This is a genomic window from Fimbriimonadia bacterium, assembly GCA_039961735.1.
Classification (GTDB): domain Bacteria; phylum Armatimonadota; class Fimbriimonadia; order Fimbriimonadales; family JABRVX01; genus JABRVX01.
Window position 1 is genome coordinate 1 of record JABRVX010000002.1, and the last position, 18,810, is coordinate 18,810.

Annotated in this window: 18 protein-coding genes; 13 read left to right on the forward strand and 5 right to left on the reverse strand. The window is 60.9% G+C overall.

What is annotated here, in order from left to right:
* Positions 1-372 precede the first annotated feature (372 nt).
* A complete protein-coding gene (locus HRF45_00215; protein MEP0764953.1) occupies positions 373-1,647 on the reverse strand; it encodes a TlpA family protein disulfide reductase in 1,275 nt (424 codons plus the stop codon).
* An 81-nt stretch (positions 1,648-1,728) separates the two neighbouring features.
* Between HRF45_00215 and HRF45_00220 the strand changes: the two genes are divergently transcribed.
* Genes HRF45_00220 through HRF45_00245 form a run of 6 tightly spaced genes read left to right on the forward strand, consistent with a single transcriptional unit; the run spans position 1,729 to position 6,279 of the window.
* On the forward strand, positions 1,729-2,157 hold the full coding sequence (locus HRF45_00220; GenBank protein ID MEP0764954.1) for a hypothetical protein: 429 nt from the start codon (positions 1,729-1,731) through the stop codon (positions 2,155-2,157).
* Positions 2,141-2,461: a hypothetical protein gene (locus HRF45_00225; protein ID MEP0764955.1), complete on the forward strand. Its 321-nt coding sequence runs from the start codon at positions 2,141-2,143 to the stop codon at positions 2,459-2,461. The genes HRF45_00220 and HRF45_00225 overlap by 17 nt, the downstream gene beginning before the upstream one ends.
* Positions 2,448-3,281, forward strand: a complete 834-nt coding sequence (locus tag HRF45_00230; protein MEP0764956.1) for a hypothetical protein — start codon at positions 2,448-2,450, stop codon at positions 3,279-3,281. The genes HRF45_00225 and HRF45_00230 overlap by 14 nt, the downstream gene beginning before the upstream one ends.
* Positions 3,282-4,619 carry a polysaccharide biosynthesis/export family protein gene (locus HRF45_00235; GenBank protein MEP0764957.1) on the forward strand — a complete coding sequence of 446 codons (1,338 nt, stop codon included), beginning with the start codon at positions 3,282-3,284 and terminating at the stop codon, positions 4,617-4,619.
* Positions 4,620-4,629: 10 nt separating this feature from the next.
* A complete protein-coding gene (locus HRF45_00240) occupies positions 4,630-5,547 on the forward strand; it encodes a hypothetical protein (protein ID MEP0764958.1) in 918 nt (305 codons plus the stop codon).
* A 3-nt stretch (positions 5,548-5,550) separates the two neighbouring features.
* On the forward strand, positions 5,551-6,279 hold the full coding sequence (locus tag HRF45_00245) for a hypothetical protein (protein MEP0764959.1): 729 nt from the start codon (positions 5,551-5,553) through the stop codon (positions 6,277-6,279).
* Positions 6,280-6,501: 222 nt separating this feature from the next.
* On the opposite strand, the gene murJ is transcribed toward HRF45_00245, so the two are convergent.
* Positions 6,502-8,121 (reverse strand): murein biosynthesis integral membrane protein MurJ, encoded by a 1,620-nt coding sequence (murJ, locus tag HRF45_00250; GenBank protein MEP0764960.1) that lies wholly within the window; start codon positions 8,119-8,121, stop codon positions 6,502-6,504.
* A 182-nt stretch (positions 8,122-8,303) separates the two neighbouring features.
* Positions 8,304-8,843 (reverse strand): PEP-CTERM sorting domain-containing protein, encoded by a 540-nt coding sequence (locus tag HRF45_00255; GenBank protein MEP0764961.1) that lies wholly within the window; start codon positions 8,841-8,843, stop codon positions 8,304-8,306.
* 307 nt (positions 8,844-9,150) lie between these two features.
* On the opposite strand from HRF45_00255, the gene rpiB reads away from it, so the two are divergent.
* Together rpiB and HRF45_00265 are read left to right on the forward strand one after the other, a co-directional pair.
* A complete protein-coding gene (rpiB, locus tag HRF45_00260) occupies positions 9,151-9,591 on the forward strand; it encodes a ribose 5-phosphate isomerase B (protein ID MEP0764962.1) in 441 nt (146 codons plus the stop codon).
* A 20-nt stretch (positions 9,592-9,611) separates the two neighbouring features.
* Positions 9,612-10,889, forward strand: a complete 1,278-nt coding sequence (locus HRF45_00265; protein ID MEP0764963.1) for a serine hydroxymethyltransferase — start codon at positions 9,612-9,614, stop codon at positions 10,887-10,889.
* A 259-nt stretch (positions 10,890-11,148) separates the two neighbouring features.
* On the opposite strand, the gene HRF45_00270 is transcribed toward HRF45_00265, so the two are convergent.
* On the reverse strand, positions 11,149-12,069 hold the full coding sequence (locus tag HRF45_00270; GenBank protein MEP0764964.1) for a fructose-bisphosphate aldolase: 921 nt from the start codon (positions 12,067-12,069) through the stop codon (positions 11,149-11,151).
* A 509-nt stretch (positions 12,070-12,578) separates the two neighbouring features.
* Positions 12,579-14,513, reverse strand: a complete 1,935-nt coding sequence (locus tag HRF45_00275) for a DUF3857 domain-containing protein (protein ID MEP0764965.1) — start codon at positions 14,511-14,513, stop codon at positions 12,579-12,581.
* A 165-nt stretch (positions 14,514-14,678) separates the two neighbouring features.
* Here HRF45_00275 and HRF45_00280 point away from each other — a divergent pair, with 165 nt between their 5' ends.
* From HRF45_00280 to HRF45_00300, 5 genes are all read left to right on the forward strand, one after another.
* Positions 14,679-15,821, forward strand: a complete 1,143-nt coding sequence (locus HRF45_00280; protein MEP0764966.1) for a hypothetical protein — start codon at positions 14,679-14,681, stop codon at positions 15,819-15,821.
* Positions 15,818-16,174 carry a holo-ACP synthase gene (gene acpS, locus HRF45_00285; GenBank protein ID MEP0764967.1) on the forward strand — a complete coding sequence of 119 codons (357 nt, stop codon included), beginning with the start codon at positions 15,818-15,820 and terminating at the stop codon, positions 16,172-16,174. Before HRF45_00280 ends, acpS begins: the two co-directional genes overlap by 4 nt.
* A 311-nt stretch (positions 16,175-16,485) precedes the next feature.
* Positions 16,486-17,103 (forward strand): phosphoribosylglycinamide formyltransferase, encoded by a 618-nt coding sequence (purN, locus tag HRF45_00290; GenBank protein ID MEP0764968.1) that lies wholly within the window; start codon positions 16,486-16,488, stop codon positions 17,101-17,103.
* Positions 17,104-17,137: 34 nt separating this feature from the next.
* Complete coding sequence (locus HRF45_00295; protein MEP0764969.1) at positions 17,138-17,356, forward strand: hypothetical protein; 219 nt, start codon at positions 17,138-17,140, stop codon at positions 17,354-17,356.
* Complete coding sequence (locus HRF45_00300) at positions 17,346-18,152, forward strand: type II secretion system protein (GenBank protein MEP0764970.1); 807 nt, start codon at positions 17,346-17,348, stop codon at positions 18,150-18,152. The genes HRF45_00295 and HRF45_00300 overlap by 11 nt, the downstream gene beginning before the upstream one ends.
* Positions 18,153-18,810: the final 658 nt, after the last annotated feature.

Consider the following 18,810-nt stretch of genomic DNA (forward strand, 5'->3'; position numbering starts at 1 on the left):
TCATTCCGAGCGCAGCGAGGAATCCCTTTCTCCCCCAACCGGTGCGTGTGTATCAAGGCGGAGGGGCGATGGCGGAGGACCTTAGGATGCGGCAGGTGGGAGGTTCGGAAAGGGGCTCCTCGGCTTCGCCTCGGAGTGACAGCGGGAGGGTGGCGGTTGCCGTTTCTCCCTCGCCATACCCGGCGGCTCCGGCCAGCGGAATGGAAGCATTCCTGGATTCCCGCCTTCGCGGGAATGACAATAGCATACCGATGTTGGGATGATGAGAACGCGCCGAGGATGAGTAGTCCCTGTTATTTCCGCGAAGGTGGGAATGACAATAGCATACCGATGTTGGGATGATGAGAACGCGCCGAGGATGAGTAGTCCCTGTCATTTCTGCGAAGGCGGGAATCCAGTGCCCTTCGTTTGCAGGCCAAGGGCTTTTGCCAGCCAGTCGTTGGCTTTCGCCCACTCTGCCTCGTGGAAGGGGACGATCACTCGGCCGGTGTCCCCGTCCACTAGCAGCATTGCGGGTGCCCGTGTCACCCCCAGGCGTCGGGCGACAGGCCCCGAAAGGCCCGTGCCCTCGAAGATGTGCGGCGCGTTCGGAAGTGTCACGGGCAACACTCGTTTCACAGCATCCCTCTGCTCCTTGCCGTCCAGGTTGATGCCGATAACCCGCAGGCCTGTGTCGGCGAGGCGGTCCTGCATAGCCGATAGCTGCCGCATGATGGGCGGACAGTCTTGGCGCAGGCTGGACCAGGTCATGAAGAGCACCTTCTTACCCTTCACGTCGTCCGGAAACCTAAGCGTTTTGCCGTCGAGCAGCGGGGCTTCGAACGGAGCGATCGTGTCTCCCTTGGCCGTCCCCCAGAAGTTGGGGCTGTTTTCGGTTGCAGCAGCCGCATCGCCGCCCCCGAGCACTAGGCGTGTGCCCGACCGGTTGATGCTAGTCACCCGATATGCCGAGCCATCCAGATGGAAGGCGCCGTCCAGCGGAAGCTTCTCGAAGAAGGGGTTGAAGTGTCCGTCCCCGTCCAGGTCGATCAGCAGCTCCAGGTCGGCAGCAGCGTTGCCACCCAGAGTGAAGTGGCCGTTCACCGCAGGGTCGTCCAACACGAGGTCGTATTCGCGCTGGCCGATCTTGGCCTTGCCGGCACGCATGTAATCGCGCACGACGATGATGGTGTCCTTTGGGGCTGGGGATGTCGGCGCGGGCTGGGCGATGGCGAGCGTAAGAGGATAGGCCAGCCTTTGGTCATCCTGGGTGCGGTATAGAGTCGTCTGCGCGACCACCGTGAACATGTCGAACGGCTTTCCATCCGTCCCTACAGCCTTGGTCTGTGCTCGGTTGGTGACCAGCCTCTCCCCGTCTCCGAACTCCCCGTTCCGGTCCGAATCCAGGTAGATCGTCCAGTCCTCGGGCTGGTCCATCGAGACGGCCACGACGAAGTCATCGCCATCGAGGCGCAGCGTCCCGTACTTTACGACTCCTGAGATAGGTTTGCGCAGGAAGCTTGGAGGTTCGCCGAGCAGGATTCCCTGGGGCTTACCTTGTCTGCGTTCCTTCTGCACTCCCTCGAGCACCGGCTTCATCTCGACGGTCACCGAAGTGTTGCGGTTGGCCGAGACAAGGAGTGCGGCAGCTAAAAGTGGAATCAGCATCGGAACGAATCCTCCCAGGAGAACCTGACGCGTCGTGTCATGCAAACGTCTAGCCAGATTGTAGGTCAGTCGGAGAGCAGAATGCCAGAGGAGCCGCCGGTGCTGGAATGGACGGTGTCGCTTTCGTCGCAGCAGCCGGAGAAGGTTGCCGCCGTGCTGGTCGCAGCGGCATTCGCGGGTCTGGTGGGCTTCTTCGTGGCCGGTTCGGTTGCACTGGCGGTCGTCGGTCCAGCGGTCGTGCTCGGCGCAACGTCGGAGTTTCTTCTGCCAGTTCGATACCGGATTGCGGAGGACGGCGCAAGCGCGCGGTGGGGCATTAACGTGACCCACATTGCGTGGAAGGATGTGAAGCGAGCCAGAGCCGACGCGCATGGAGTAAAGCTGTTGCCTCTCGAGAAGCCGAGCCGACTCGAAGCTTTCCGCGGCGTTTATCTTCGATTCGGCGACCGGAAGCAGGAAGTCGAACGGGCTGTGGGGTATTGGTACCGGAACGATGCGACTTTGGGATGAGCCGCTCTCCGAAGAAGACAAGGATAGGATAACCGAACTGCTCGCCTCTAAGGTGGAGCGCTGGGGGCTCACTGTCCCGGCAATCCTTTGGCTCGAGATGCACAAGCCCATCGCCCGAGTCGCCGCGAACGCCGCAATCGTCGTTTCTCCGTTCGTCGTCCCCTTCAGCGGCATGACCGCCTTCGACAACTATACGCAGTTCTTCGAAGACCGGGACAACATCGAGCGTCTGATCCGAAGGCTCGAAGAAGGCGCTGCTGCGAAGAGGGGGCCAGAAAAGGACACAGCGAATGCAACACGCTGATCAGAACTGGTTCATCGTCATCCTGTACGGGTTGTTCGCCATCTTCATTCTGTCCATGATCACCCTGGCGAAGCGTGGCAAACAGCTCTACATCCGCCGCATCGCAGGCTTGACGGCCATTGACGAGGCCGTGGGACGCGCCCTGGAGATGGGCCGTCCCATTCTTATGGTGCCGGGCATCGGCGGGCTAAACATCATCTCCGTCCAGGCACTCCAGATCTTCGCGTACATCACGAAGACGGCCGCGCGTTATGGCAACCCGATCCGACTAACCTGCATTGACGCAGCGGTGTATGCGGTCGCTCAGGAGATTGTCCAGGACGCCTACCGGGCTGAGGACCGAGCGGAAGCCTACGATCCCGATTCGGTTCGGTTCATCGCCGCTCAGCAGTTCGCATTCGCCGCCGGTGTCGCGGGTCTCATCCAGCGCGAACGGGTGGCGGCAGCGTTCCTGTTGGGTGAGTTTTTTGCGGAGTCTTTGATTCTGGCCGAGTCGGGCAACATCGTAGGCGCGATACAAGTCGCAGGTTCTACCCAGACCACACAGACGCCGTTCTTCGTCGCCGCCTGCGACTACGTGATCATCGGAGACGAGTTCTACGCAGGCAGCGCGTTTCTTTCGCGAGAGCCGGTGCTGATGGGAAGCATCGTGGGGCAGGATCTTTGTAAGGCGCTCATCCTGCTGAGCATCCTGGTCGGCGTCATATGTGTCTCCATCGCCACGTTCACTGGAAACGAAGAACTGATGAAGTTCAAAGGGCTGTTCGGCCCGGGTGGCTGGGACGCGCTGTTCGGCGCGTCGCCCAAAGGGGGGTCGTAGATGGGGCGCAGATTGCTCTTCTCCCGTTATCTTTCTGTCGTCCTCGGCTTGTTGTCCATAGGCTTCTTCACCGCTGCTCTGGCCCAGGGCCCCGAGGAAGAGTCGACGATTCGTGCAGGCGACAGGCTTTACATCAACATCGAGGGCAAGGTCGCCCAATACACAGTCGGGCAGGATGGCACCGTTGATGTCCCACCGTTCGGTAGGCAACAGCTTGCCGATAAGAAGCCGTCCGAAGCGGCCGAGATGCTCGCAGAGCTGGGCAAGCAACGCAAGTACGCCGAGCAGCCAGAGTTCCGCCTAGAAGGCCTCCAGCTCGACGACGAAGGACGCATCGTCTCCAACGGTGAGGTGCGGGTTTTCGTCGGCGGTCAGCAATATACGCGCCTGGTCAAGATGGACGGGGTGCTGGAGGTTCCGCAAGTGGGGCCTGTACGTGTAGCGGGTCTGACACCGGCAGAGGCGATCGCTTCCATCGCAGAGTCGTGGCAGGCAGCCCAGGCCTTTCGCGTGCACGTCACCTTCGTGAACGGTTTCATCCTCCATGGGGCAATGTGGTGGTTGGCCGTTATCGGCATCCTCATTGTCTCCCTGATCATCATTCTGCTGCTGGCGCGTGTCGGCACCCGGTTCCGACGTTGGATCATCGCAACTTGTGTGTTTCTGGCCGGTCTGTTCTGGGCGACCGAGTTCTTCTTCCCGACAGGTACATTCGGGTATCCCGAAGGTCAGAACTTCCTAACACCGCGTATATCCGACACCATCACTCCCATGACGAACGTGATGGCGGGTCTGTTGCTCGGATTAGGTGTGTATTCGCTGCTGCGAGTGCACGGCAGCAGGATACGGAAACGCGGCGAGAACTGGGTGTTCAGTTTCGTTCTGCTGTTGTGCATACCGGTCATGGCGTTCATAGTGCTCCAGTATCGCAGCCCTGACAACCCGTACTCTGCGCCTCAGTTCTTCCAGGACGCACACAAGCTTCTCTTCGAGAACATGTTCGCTCAGATGGAAGCTGCTATGTTCTCGATGATTGCGTTCTTCATCATGTCCGCCGCGTATCGGGCGTTCCGACTACGCTCGATAGAGGCTTCCATATTGATGCTGTGCGCGCTAATCGTGTTTCTCGGCCTCCTGCCGCTCGGCCAGTTCCTGACTAGCTTCATCCCCGCCGATACGCTCGTGGGATCGCTGAGGCTGGAGAACGTGGCCCAGTGGCTGCTTACTGTCATCAACACGCCGGCACTGCGTGCCGTCGAGTTCGGAATCGGTGTCGGCCTATTGGCCATGTCATTGCGCATCTGGCTGAACCTGGAGCGCGGTGCACTGTTCGACTAGGACGTGTAGCATGGAAATGCAGACCGAAAACCAAACCCATCCTCTCACGACGTGGGAGAAGCTGCAGACTATTGACCGCAGGATCCTCTATTTGATCCTGATTATCGTCGTGTCCGTTTTCATCGTATATCCGGTATCCCTGCCCAATCAGCCACTTCCCCAGTCTCGGAAGCTGTTCGATCTGATCAACGACGCGCCGGACGGTAGCCTGGTCTTTATCTCCTCGGGCTGGACCATGTCCTCGCGAGGCGAGACGCTTCCGCTCTACCAGGCCCTGGTACGGTTGTGCATGAGGAAGAACCACCGGATTGCGGTGATTTCGCTCACCGAGCCGGCGGCCGCGGGCTTCGCGCTGAGTTCTCTAGTAGAGGTGGCCCGAGAACCACACCATCCCCCGTACATCGAGGGAAAGAACTGGGTCAGTCTAGGGTTTATGCCGGCCGGCGATGCGTACATTCAGTCGCTTACCAGCAATATCCGGGGCGCGCTGGACAAGGCCGAGGTGCGCGGACAGCCCGCTACCAAGTCCGAGATGCTCAAGGACGTCCAGTCGTTGAAGGAGTTCATTGTGGTAGTGGACGTCTCGGCATCGGCTAGCTACCTGCTATGGGTGGAGCGGGTGCACGGCATCGTTCCGATGGGACTGATGTGCACCGGCGTCATGTTTCCAGAAGCTCTTCCATACCAGAAGTCCGGTCAACTCGCAGGCGTCGCCTTCGGTGCGCGTGGAGCCTATGACTTCGAAACGATGATGGCCGAGGACCGGAAGCTGAGTCCGACTGAGGACGCGTCCAAGATGGCCTACGGGCTGGGACGGGAGTATATGACACCGCTCACAGCGGCCATGATTCTGCTGACACTCGCCATCATCGTGGGCAACGTCGCAATGGTCATGGCACGTAAGAGTGCTGAGACGAGGGGAGCGTAGAGAATGCTGGGGAACTTCCTTGCTATCGAGTTGCAACCGATGTTCAGCAAGGAGTGGTGGTTCGTGACTGCGGGCGCCATCTCCACGATCGGTCTGTACTCCATTCTGTATCGTGAGAACAAGTTCTACAGGCTGGTGGAGCACATCTTTCTCGGGCTGGGTGCCGGTACCGTCATCGCGCTCGTTTGGACCGAGGAGCTGCGGCAGCTATGGTGGATCCCTTTCTACGACAGGGGCTACTATCTGTGGGTGCTACCGGTTCCCGTGGCCTTGCTAGGCTTCACGGTCTTCTCCCGTAAGCACGGGTGGCTCAGTCGCATCCCTATCGGTATCTTTCTCGGCTTGTGGGCCGGCCAGCAGTTCAAGGCATGGTCCAATCGGTGGTTGCCGCAGGTGCAGGATTCTATGGTGCCGATAGTGCCAACGCAATGGCAGTTGGTCCAGCCTGAGGTGGTGCAGCCCGACCAGGTTTTCATTTCTACTGCCATCAACAACCTGATACTAGTTGCTACCACGGTGTGCGTGTTGACCTACTTCTTCTTCTCGTTCGAGCAGAAGTTCAAGGCGGTACGTGGCACCGCCCAGATGGGTAGGTGGCTGCTGATGATCGCGTTCGGTGCGATCTTCGGATCGACCATCATGAACCGCTTCATCCTGATGATTGACCGCATGTACTTCCTGCTCATCGAATGGCTGCAGCTCCGTGCACTGTTAGACATCGGTCCGCACTGAGGTTGGCATAAGTACGTCACGGCGAACCTGCAATCGTCATGCCGAGCTTGTCGAAGCATGACACTAGGTGCCACATGCCCATCGCCTACGACGTGAACCGCAGCGAAAATCCAGAGCATGCTTCGACAAGCTCGGCATGACGGAATGGGCTGTTACCGACCGCCGCGGCGACAGTCTGGTCTATGCCTCGTTCTACACTCGCTGATGAGAGTGTTCGTGCGTTTAGCTCGTAGGTGGGCCCTCGTCGGGCTGCTTTCGGGTGCCGAAGCGGCGTGCTACCATGCTGAGCGCGTACTTCGTCTCCTCCAAACCGAGCAGTTTGCCAATCCATAGGTACATCACTGCGATGCAACAGAGGCACGTTAGGGCCGCGAGGGCGGACGCCACGTTCGGTTGTCCCACACTCTGCAGCAGTGCGGTTCGCACCAATCCTGCCAGGAGTACCCCGATGCCGGACGCGAGGGCTGCGGCTGCCAGCGATCCACTTAGCAGGCCGGTCAAGCGCCGTCCCTCCAGAGTCCCGATCTTCCTGCGAATGCCGACCAGCATCAGCACGAACAGGAGCGTTGCGGACAGCGATACCCCCAGCGCCAACCCAGCGTAGCCGATCTCGGTGTGCATAAGCGCCCAGCTGAGCGGCAAGAAGATTGCAGTCGTCACCGTGCCGAGAATGACAGGTGTTAGTGTGTCCTGAAGCGAGAAGAACCCGCGCATCAACACCGCTTGCGCCGACCATGCGGGCACGCCGATAGCGAATAGGCGCAGCGCCGATGCCGCGTACTCGGTGTCTTCCGGTCGGAACTTCCCATATTGCAGCAGCGTGCGCAGAATGTCTTCCGGCACGGCTAGGAGAAGGGCCGAGGCCGGGATAGTCAGGAAGAGCACTACCCGCAGACTCCGATGCAGGGTCGCCGAGAAATTGTCCCACTCCTTGCGTGCGGCAAAAAGCGAGAGACTCGGGAACACTGCGAGTGCGAGCGCCTGACCGAAGATGCCGAGCGGAGCTTGCATGATCCGATTCGCGTTCTCCACGGCTGCGACGGAGCCGGGGTCGGCAGTGGAGGCCATCGCGCGGACGAGCAATGCATACACTCCCGGCAGCGACAGGCCTAACACCACGGGCAGCATCAGCTTGAACACCTTTACCACGCGGGGGTCCTTCAGGTCGAGGCCTGGCTTGTACACGCCACCGGTCCTGCGAAATACCCACACGGGGATGATGAGGCTGCCTACCATCGCTCCTGCGAGCGCGCCCCACATGAGGGCAGACACGGGCGGCTCGACGACGGGCACCAGGAAGAGGGCCCCACAAATGATGCCCAGGTTGTAGATGTTCGGCGCGAGCGCCGGCGTCAGAAAGTGATTGCGCGCATAGAAGGTTGCGAACAGCAGCCCTCCGAGGAAGAATGCGAACTGTGCCGGCAGGACGATTCGGCTGAGGTAGGCCGTGGTAGCAGCTTGCTCCGGGCCGAATCCCGGGGCCACCACACGAACCAACTCGTAGGCGAACACTTCGGTGAGGATCACGAAGCCGCCGACGACTAGACCCATGAACGTGGCCATGATGCCGAAAAGCCGCCATGCCTCTTCCTTACGATCCGTGTGGAAGTATTCCGAGAACACCGGGATGAATGCAGAGGAGAGAGCGCCACCCGCTATGAGGAAGAAGAGGAGGTCGGGTACCGAGAAGGCCGCGCGGTACATGTCCGCATCCACGCCCTGTCCGAACCGGAAGGCGATGACCGTCTCCCGCGCCTGACCGAGAATGCGGGAGAGAAGGATCGCGGCGATCATGATGCCGGACGCGCGGGCTACGGTAGTCCCGCCGGGAACTTGCGACACGAAGGCAGTGTACCTGTCACACCTCGACTCGTGGCCGTTCGATGTCGAAGCCCCGGCGAGCTTCGCCGGGGCTTCACAACGTTTCTATTCGTAGCCAAAGTCTGCGCAACTCGGGACGGCCAACGCACACTGATAGAACGGGGGAGCGGCGCGGCCCCTGAAACGACAATCGAGCGAGCCTGCTAGCGTGCCCGTCGGCGGGCGAGCGCAGCGAGGCCCACGATGCCACTTGCCAACGCGGCGAGGGTCGAAGGCTCCGGAACCGGTGTCGGGTAGAAGCAGACACCGAAGTTGACGTGATCCGGGTTGACGTTATAGACGCTGAGCGTTACTGTCTCGCCAACCAGAACCGGATCACTCCAGAAGTACAGGTCCAACGTCGCACCGGTTGGCGGAGCGTTGTCCACCACCCAGTAGTCGAAGTTGCGGCCCTGCGGCTCATAGGGCGGATCCACGACCCAATCCACGTTCGAGACGTCCTGTCCCGTGGAGAAGATCTTGAAGTGAAAATCTCCCCACGCAACGTCGCTCTCGTTCGTAACCGTAACAATGACCCAGCCCGCCCACGGGGCTTCGTCCACGTGCTCCAGGAACACAGCGGCGTCCTCTCCCGTGGAGGTAAACGAGCCGGTCCAGTACGCGTTATGCGCTCTCGCCTGGCTGGTCAGGCCGAGCGACAGAACAGACGCGACTAATAGCGACATGAAGGCAGTTCGCCTCATAAGTCGCCACCCTCCTTTTGATCTCATCCAGCGACAATCAAAGTGGGGCCAAACAATGCACACGCGGCCCGACGTTCAGATGCGTCAGAGCAAAACCATTATAACCGGATTCCTGCCGAACACAGGGTCTTTTAGCGGGGGACTCACGACGTTTTCACACTTCGGTCCCGGAAGCGGGGTGGTTTCCGAGCCGATGCCTCGGGCGCAGGGCGGATTCAGTACCAAAGTACCATCACTCGTTGGGCTCGACCGGCCCGGTGTCAGCCGGTCGCCCATCGGACCCTCGGTATAATCCGGCGGACCGAACATGAGAATCGCACTCGGCAGTGACCACGCTGGATACGAACTGAAGGAGCGAGCCAGAGCATGGCTGGCGGATAGGGGCTTCCAAACCGAGGACCTCGGCCCGAGCGGGCTCGAAGCCGTGGACTATCCGGACTTCGCGCACGCTGTATGCGACCGTGTAACCGGCGGCAAAGCCGACCTGGGAGTCTTGGTGTGTAAGACCGGGATCGGCATGTGCATCGCCGCAAACAAGCTGCCCGGAATCAGAGCAGCGCACCCGGCGAACGAGGAGGAAGCATTCCTCGCGCGGAGCCACAATAATGCCAACGTGCTGTGCCTAGGCGGTGGGACCACCGACCCCGACGCGGCTATCGCTGTGCTGGACATGTTCGTTAGCACGCCATTCTCCAACGAGGAGCGACACATTCGCCGATTGGCGAAGATAGAAGCCCTCGAGCAATGAAGCTCGAGGAAGGAGGAATTATGGAATCCGCATACGCCAACGCCGACGTTGAGCGACTTCGCACCGCGTCACTTGCTGAGACCGACCCCGAGGTCTATGCTGCCATCGAGGCCGAGAAGAAGCGACAGGAGCGCAACTTAGAGCTGATTGCGAGCGAGAACATCGCAAGCCGTGCCGTGCTGGAGGCGCTTGGCTCGGTCATGACCGACAAGTACGCGGAGGGGTATCCCGGGAAGCGCTACTACGGCGGGTGCGAAAACGTGGACGTGGCAGAAAACCTGGCCATCGAACGTGCGAAAAAGCTGTTCGGTGCACAGCATGCCAACGTCCAACCTCACAGTGGCGCGCAGGCCAACATGGGTGTGTACTTCACGGTGCTGCAGCCGGGCGACACCATGATGGCCATGAACCTCGCTCACGGCGGCCACCTAACCCATGGTAGCCCGGTCAACTTCAGCGGCATATTCTACAACGTCATCCCCTATGGCGTGCGAAAGGACACCGAGGTAATTGACTACGACGAGCTGCGCGATCTAGCACTCCGCCACAGGCCGAAGCTGATCGTGGCGGGCGCAACCGTCTACCCGAGGGTGATTGACTTCGCACTGATCCGGCAGATCGCGGACGAGACAGGTGCGCTGCTGATGGTGGATATGGCTCACCCGGCCGGCCTCATCGCTGCAGGTGAGTACCCGAGCCCCGTGCCTCACGCACATTTTGTTACCTCTACCACGCACAAGACGCTGCGTGGACCACGAGGTGGGTTGATCCTCTGTGGAGAGGAGCACGCCGCGGCCATCAACAAGACTGTGTTCCCCGGCGTACAAGGCGGGCCGCTGATGCACTGCATCGCTGCCAAAGCGGTGGCTTTCGGAGAGGCGCTGCGCCCCGAGTTCAAAGCTTATCAGCGTCAGGTTCGGCTGAATGCACAAGCGTTGGCCGAAGGGATGAAGGAAGAGGGTTTTCGCATCATCGCGGGCGGGACGGACAGCCACCTCGCGCTGGCGGACGTAACACCGTTCGGCTGCACGGGCAAGGAGGCGCAGATCGCGCTGGACGAGGTCAACATTACCACGAACCGCAACATGATCCCCTTCGACACGCAGAAGCCGTTCGTCACCAGCGGGATCCGCGTGGGTACTCCTGCCGTTACCACACGAGGGATGAAGGAAGCCGAGATGCGCCAGATCGCGTCGTTGCTAGCACGCGGCCTGCGCCACCGTGCGGACGAGGCTGTGCGAGCGGCTCTTCGCGAAGAGGTTCAGGCGCTCACCGCTCGCTTCCCCGTGCATGGATAGCAGGTGGTTTCGCGTTCCCGGCGACAGGAGGTTGTGATAAGCCGGGCGGCGCGGGCAGGGACCAGGCGCTCTCGATGTCTCCGAACACCTGGGGTTCTATGTCCCCTGTCCAAAAAAGAGTCGGAGGGAGGGCGGAACGCTTCGGTTGCGGCGTCTAGTCGGAAACCAACCGGTCCAGAGGGAGTGTGGCTGCGACCGTACAAATGCGTTGCGGCCCGGCTTTCTGGCCGGGCCGAAGAGCGAAGAGAAGAGCGCTGTCTCAGCGGCTGTAGCGCAGAAGTATCTCTCGGAACCGAGCCACGATATTCATCGCCTCCGGCCAAGGTCGCTGCCATACGTTGCGACCGAAGATGAGGCCCGTCGCGCCGGCTTCCATCGAAAGCTCGACCTTCCGCACTACTTCCTCGTCCGTATCCTTCGAGCCGCCGGATATGATCACGAACTGCTTGCCTGCCGAGGCGATCACGCGGCGGATCATCTCCGCATCGCTCTCCTGAAGCTCGTTGTAGGGCTTGGGCATCATCGCCTGTTTCTCGGGCGAGACCTTCTTCGGGAAGTTGATCTTCACGACGTCGCTGCCCAGCTCACAGGCCACGCGTGCGGCATAGTCAATCGCGTACACGCTTTCCGCGCCACCCTTTTTGTCCACGTATTCGCCGCGCGGGTAAGCCCAGACGATGATCGGGATGCCGAGCTGCTCCGCCTCCCGCCGCACCTGCTGGAAGTTCGCGAAGTCCTCGTACTGATTCGGCGAGCCGACATACAGCGTATAGCCGACAGCGTCTGCGCCCAAGCGGCATGCGTCCTCCACGCCGGCAATCATGCAAGAGAGAGCGGCATCGGAGGGCGGGATCTCGGTCTTACCGTTCACCTTGAGTACCAGCGGAACGTGGCCGGCGTACGAACGCATGTACTTCTCGGCGAGGCCGTACTGAAAGACGATTGCGCTGAAGTTGCCTTCCTTCGCCAGCTTCAATTCGTACTCAGGGTCGGCAGAGTCTGGGTTCGGGAAGAAGTCGCGCGGTCCGTGCTCTAGGCCTTGGTCAATCGGCAGGAGCAGCATCGTGCCGTTGCCGGGTCCGTGCCGATACATGAGCCTTCGCAGCCGAGCGACCTTACCCGTCCCATGCTGGTCCATTTCGTCGAGCGTCCAGCGCTTGACCGGTGCTAGTGTTGCCATCTACACCACAACCTTTCCATGAGAGTTGGAGCCTCGAGGGTTGGGACGATTGTACCTGCAGCCATCTTTGCATCGGACCTAGATCGGGGTAGGGCGGGCCCGAGGGCGCCCTGCGTTAAAAAAGGAAGCCGAGGGTCAGCTCGGCAGGTGTAGGTCAGAGTCTAATCGAGTTCTCCCACAGAATGAGAACCATGTCAGGTCTTGATTGTTATTTGTTTGTTTGCTTGGTCAGAACTCACCATCAGGTTAGGGACTTATGTGTGTCCTTATGGAGGGCAGGCTTTGCTCTGCCCTTCTCTCGTTGCAGAGGACGTGCCGAAGGTCCCGAAAGGTTCACGGCCAAGACCGCTGCACCCGAAGAAACCGCCGGTCACGGGCCCCCTGCTAAACGGTCTCCTACAGTGTACCGCGGTCTTTGCCATTTGGCCACCCAGCAAATGCGCTTGGCCTGCAACGTTTCCTCTCGCTCGAGTATTGCGTAGCCCATGAGCCGACGTCCCGAACCGCGGTTATTTGCCGGCTGGCACACGCAGTACAACCTTGCCTTCGGAGGCTTTCCGCCAAGCTTCTTCCGCTTCCAGCACCTTGTCTAGGTCGGATGCCGGGAGCCTCGCTTCAAAGTACTCGGTACGCGACTTGATTCGGATCCACTCGCCATCCCTGGTAACGGTGCGCGTCCAGCGCATTCCGGGTCGAGTCAACTCGAGAGGCTTTAGGCACTCGACCACTTCCCAGCCCGGAGGCACTCGCACCTCGATCTCGTCTTCCTCGGGGTCGTCGGCAACGAACACGAAAGGATGATCGCGTTTGCCATTCTTGCCGACATAGTCTTCCATGTCTATCTCCGTATCCTCGGCCTCCTCGGTCAACACGTCGAGAAGGAGCATGTCGCCGATCCGTGTGCCGACCTTCGACGCTTTGCCCTTTACGACGACTTCCCCCATCTGACCCAGCTTATCCGGATCCGATATCTCGACCACGACGCCCTTAACGGTGGGGAAGAGGCTTTCCAGCATGGTCTTGAACACTTGATCGAAGTACTTCTTGCTGTCCTCCACTTTCGGGTCGTCGATTTCTCTGCGGATGCCTGGAGGAGTCTGGATGCGCACCATCACGTTCGCAGCCCCGTCTTCCATCAGCTCGATAGACAGCACGCTCCGCGTGCTGTCCGGCTCGAAGTCGTTGCGCTTCGGCGCGGTCACCACCGAGCCACCGCTCTCGTCTACCAGCAGCACGGGGACGCCGCGGACCGACTCCGGCACCAGTCCGAACAGCGACTGACCGGCGGCCGGGTCGAGCCAATAATCCTGCCCATCCACCTTGGCCACGACGACGACATGGTCGAAGCGGTGGATGTTCGGCAGAGAATCGTCGAATTTGCGCTTCTGGCTGGCGGCGAGTAAGGCAAGCTGCGATTGGATTCCATGTTTCTTCAGTGCCGCAGCCAGGAACACGCTTTGGTCTTTGCAGTCGCCGAACTGCCGCTTGAAAGTCTCGTCTGGCGGAACCGGCTTGTGCGTACCGTCACCCAGAGCAGTGGAAACGTAGCGAAGGTTTTTCGTCACCCAGTCCCAGATCTTCTCCGCCTTCGTCAGAGGCTCCGTGGCGTCTCCGACTGCTACCTTCATGGCTTGTTCCGCTTCGTTGCCGAGGGTCATCATCGGGGAGGTGACACCCCAATACCACTTTGAGATGTCCGACCATGCTGCGGTGGTCGTGTACTCTGTGAACGGGCACATCTCGTCGGGCGGCGGCATCCAATGTTCCTTGTCCAGTTTCTCCAAGCGTTCCATCTGCCACGTCTTTCGAACTCGCTTGCCGCCATCGATCATCTCTGTGCTTTCCTGTGGCGAGCCGTTCACGTGTCGAATGCGGAGGGCCGTCTCGGCGGGGGATTCGATAACCAACGTGCTGCGGACTACCGGGGTACCGCTCCAGTACCTCCATGAGCCTGCAAAATGCCCCGGCATCACTTCGCGCTCGTACTCCTCCACATAGGCGTAGTACAAGATGGCTCCTACGGTGACGCGAGGAAAGTCGAAACGGATCGAGCCGCGCCCCTCCTGCACTACGGAACGACGAATGTCCGACTGCTTTACCGCTACCACTTCGCCGTCGGGCAGGAGGGTGCGAGCCTCGAAGAAGGGGACTTTGGAGTAGAAGCTGTTATAAGATACGTAATCGCTCTCCCAGCCCTCGTTCAGCCCCGTCTCCTTCGAAATCTTCACAGCGTGCTGCGTGACCTCGTAAGACTTGCCGTCCTTGAACAGCACCACTACCGTTCGATCGAGCACTACCGCGGACGGCGCGTCCGAGTCTTCGGGGACCGTCGCAGCCAACTGTCGTATCTGCTCGTCGGCCACCATCTCGTCCTGCCAGAAAGCGTGCTCCTGGCTTCCGAGATGGGCTACGGCTGACAGAACGAGCATCGCAAAACCGATCATAGGACTTCTCCTGCCACTCGTGTGCGAGCATGTTACCTTGCAATAGCGGTTCACGAGGGTACTTTTGCAGTCGAACCTCGCTGAGAGCACACGTTGTTTTCCTGAGTGTACACTAGGCGATGGATTCGTGCGCCGGTTTCGGCATGTGAACGAGTTAGGAGGGGCATGACAGCTTTTCGCGCGCTTGGCATTCTCGCGGCACTCTCGGGCGTCTGGCTGGTGGGCTGCACGTCGGAGCGCACTGCTGCAGCCAGTCCGTTGGCTTTCCCAGAGAGCACGCAGGCACGTGTCGTGGATACCCGCGTAGCGGGCGAGCGGCTGATCGTTCGCACGGCGATGAAGGAGGTCCCTCATCCGATTTCCGATCCCACCGATCCTAAGACGGTGTACGCCTTTCTCAGCACCGGATACGCCCGCAGAGCAGACGCCGCCGCTGGCATGCAGGCTATCCTTCGCGTAGAGGTGTTTGCGGAGCAGCGCGAAGACCTATCTTACGCCGATCGGGTATGCCTCTACCTACTGCGGCTGTGGGACATGCTCTCTGGGCGACTGGACATGGACCACCCGCTGCAATACCGCCGCACCGTGAGCGTGTTCCTCAAGCGTGATGGCAGACCGGGTGGCGAACAGCGGATCACGGTGGGCCCCGACGAAAACGGACGCCCTATCAAGAGAAACACCATTCACATCTACGACATCGCTTCCCTCACGGACCCGATGCAGATCTGCAGGGAGCTCGCACACGAGTACGGGCACGCCGTGCTTCCCGCCATCGGTGGCTTTCGGGAGCCGGAAGAGTGGATCAACGGACTGATGGGCGAGCGCCTCTTCTTGAGATGGCTGCTCGAGGAGATGGAGGCCGGGCGCATCCCGCCCGCCGAGGCCTTCGACCTGCAACCGGATACGCTGAAGACCTGGCTCGCCCCGCGAGTGGACCGCCTTAGCGCGGAGGTCTTATCGAAGGGAATCTCATCTCCGGCGGAGCTCCGCGAGTCGGACCGTTTCTTGGGGTTCGTGTTAGCAGTCGACTCGGTGTACGGGGCAAAACTGTTGGGTCGCGGATTGATGCTCGCGAATGGCAATCGGCCGGAAGATGTGCTGAAAGGCATCACGCAAGCCATCGGCGAGCATGAAGAGCGGAAGCTGAATGTGCCGAAGGAGGCGAATGGGAAGCCTTTCTGGACGCTGCTCCCAGGCTCGGGATGGAAGCTCGAAGGAGCCAAGCTGATCGAAGCGCGAGACGGCGGGTGGGTGCGGATCGAACCGACGTCCAGCGTGATCTCGGTGAAACGACCTACCAAACCATGAGCGTGCGTGGCATTGGCATGGACGTGATCGAGATCGGTCGCATCCGACTGGTCCGAGATTCTCTGCCTCGGTTCGCGCGCCGGATATGCACGGAGAGGGAGCTGACAGCCATAGGCCCCGACCCGTTGGCGCAATCGTTGGCGGGCAGGTTTGCGGCTAAAGAAGCGGTGGCAAAGGCGCTCGGGCGGTCCTTCCGTTGGCACGACGTCGAGATCTTGCCGGATGCCATGGGAAAGCCAATGGTAGCTCTGAGCGGTCCGGCGCGGGAGATGACCGGAGGTGGCGAGGTGCTGGTCAGCATCACGCACACGCGAACCGTCGCAGCCGCCACTGCGCTGTGGGTGGAGGAGTGAGCGGGAATGCCCATGAATGGTAGTCCGTCAGTCTTCACGTTCCTATCGGTACCCATGAAGTCCGTCATGCCGAGCCTGTCGAAGCATGACGCCGACTGCCGCGATGGTAGTATCCGAAGTCGGGAGCGTACTATCCGAGAAAGCATGCTTCGACAGGCTCGGCATGACGCGCTCCTCAGCACGTTCTACTCCGCAAAGCGCTCTCCGCAGTCCGCGTTCCACCTATCCCTCACCACTCGCAGTCGTGCGGGTTCGTGCCCTCTTACGGGGCCATGCGGTGCCAGAAGCACGATAAAAGTAGGTAATAGGTGATGAACGGTAGACGTGCTCGACTCGTGCTGATGGCTTCCGGCGTGTCGCGCGGCAGCAATATGCGAGCGATCATCGCCGCGACGAGGGACGGTCGCGTGAGCGCAGACGTGGTAGGTGCCATCCTAACACGCTCCGACTCCCCCGCGCTCACGATGTTGCAGGAGCACGACGTGCCCGTCACCATACTGTCTCCCAAAGAACTCGGTGAGCAATACGGGGCTCGGCTGCTCGAGACACTCGCATCCATGCAGCCTGACCTGATATGCCTCGCGGGGTACATGCGGCTCCTACCGGAGGCCGTCGTCCGCTCCTACCCCCAACGCATTCTCAACATCCACCCTGCGCTGCTGCCGAAGTACGGCGGCAAGGGAATGTATGGCGAAAGAGTGCACGAGGCGGTAATCGCAGCGGGGGAGGGCGAGTCGGGTTGCACGGTGCACTACGTGGACGAAGAGTACGATCACGGCGAGATCTTGCTGCAGACGAGAGTGCCGGTTCTGCCGGACGACACGCCCGAGTCGCTGGCGCACCGAATCCTTCCGATGGAGCACGAGACGTACCCGAGGGCCATCGCTATCGCGCTCGAACGGCTTGACTCGCCCAGCGCGTCTCGGTAGACTGGGCCTATCTGGCCCGCGAAGGGGGAGTGAGATGCGACAGAAGGTTGGAACTGTCACTGCGGCACTGGTGATCTTTGGCGTCCTCTTGTGTGCCGTGGCGGCGTACTACTGGTTCGGACAGCGCAAGACTGCACCGGACAAGGAGCCCTCCATGATCTCTGCGATGGGCAAGCTGCAGCAGCTCACTCCCGAGCAGCGCAAAGAAATCGGGCGCAAGGCGGAAGAGGCCGCGAAGCAATATGGTAAGTAGGCGCGGCTTCACCCTGATCGAGCTGCTGGTGGTGGTTGCCATCATCACCCTGCTCGCAGGCATTCTGTTCCCCGTGTTCGCCCGTTCGCGAGAAGGAGCACGGAAGACAACCTGCGTCAGCAACTGCGGCCAGCTCGGCAAGGCGGTGCTGCTATACGCTCCCGACTTCGACGAACGCTTCCCGACCGCCGAGTCCCAAGGCGACCAAGGCAATGCACACTTCGTGGAAGGGGGATCGCGTTACGATCACCCCGAAGACAAGTGGTGTCTGGCCGATGCGATTGGGCGCTACGTAAAGGGAGACGATGCGTTCCGGTGTCCGACGCTAACTGCGCGGGTGTATCGAGGCACCGCGCATGGCATAGGGGGCAAGACGGTGACAGGCCCCGGCTCGGACCCGAAGGCCAACTACGGCGGCTCTTATATGTACTTCTGCGCACACATGACGGTGTTCAACGAGACCGCCTCGCCCTTCGCACTGATCTGGTGGGCGCTGTACATGGCAGGGCGCGACATCGCGCCGTGGATACAGAACGGCGACACACCAGAGATGTACTTCGTGTGTGGGAACAAGCTTTCGGCAGTGGCTTCGACAGCCACCAAGCCCTTGCTGATGGAGCGGGCATGGGGTAGCACCCACGAGGGCATCCCCGCCGACAAGGCGTTCGAGATGTTCATCCCGCCGGGCACTGCCGTGCTCGGCTTCCCCACGGCGTATGCGGACGGACACGCACGCTACGAGAAGCTCGACTTCCCCCGTGCCGTGGCGCTGTGGGGACGAAGAAACCGCGATTAGCTCCGCCAAGCCATGCCGAGCTTCGGGAACTGCGAAGCGTGGAGCGGAGTATGCTATATTCGTCAAGGTGAAGCGCTCGGTACGCATTCTCGCACTCGCGCTCCTATCGCTGGCCGTGGGCTCGGCGAGCGTGCCGTCTCGCATGCCGGAAGCCGAGTGTGCGGTGCGTGGCTGCGAGATGGGTTGCGGCGCCGCAAGGCACCAGGCGCTGAAGCCGAGTTGCTGCGGCGCCCTCGCCGGATTCGGTGTTTCCGACGCTGAGCATGCCGCACAACGATGGGCTACGGGTCCAGGGCCCGAATGCCGCTGCATGCGTGCCCTACCGATCGGCGTTCCCGCGATAACCGAGCCCGTTCCGCTCCCCGCCGCCCACGTGGACTGCACCGCCGCGTCATTGGTTGTGTTCATCCCCTTCGTTGCGCGCGTTCCCGTCCCCTTCGCGTCGGACTCGTCTCCGCCGAGTGCTGCCTCGCACCGGCAACCCTCTCTCCGTGCTCCTCCCATCACCTCCTAGGCGCGTCGCATAGCCCTGCGCGGGTTGTGCACCGCCTAATCCCCGTCTGCTGAAGCATTCCCATCATCTCGGCGTCTTCGTGTCGCCGGGCTGGCTCGCTCCGACGGCCCACCTCGCGCCCGGTGGCGGCCTGCTATGCACAGA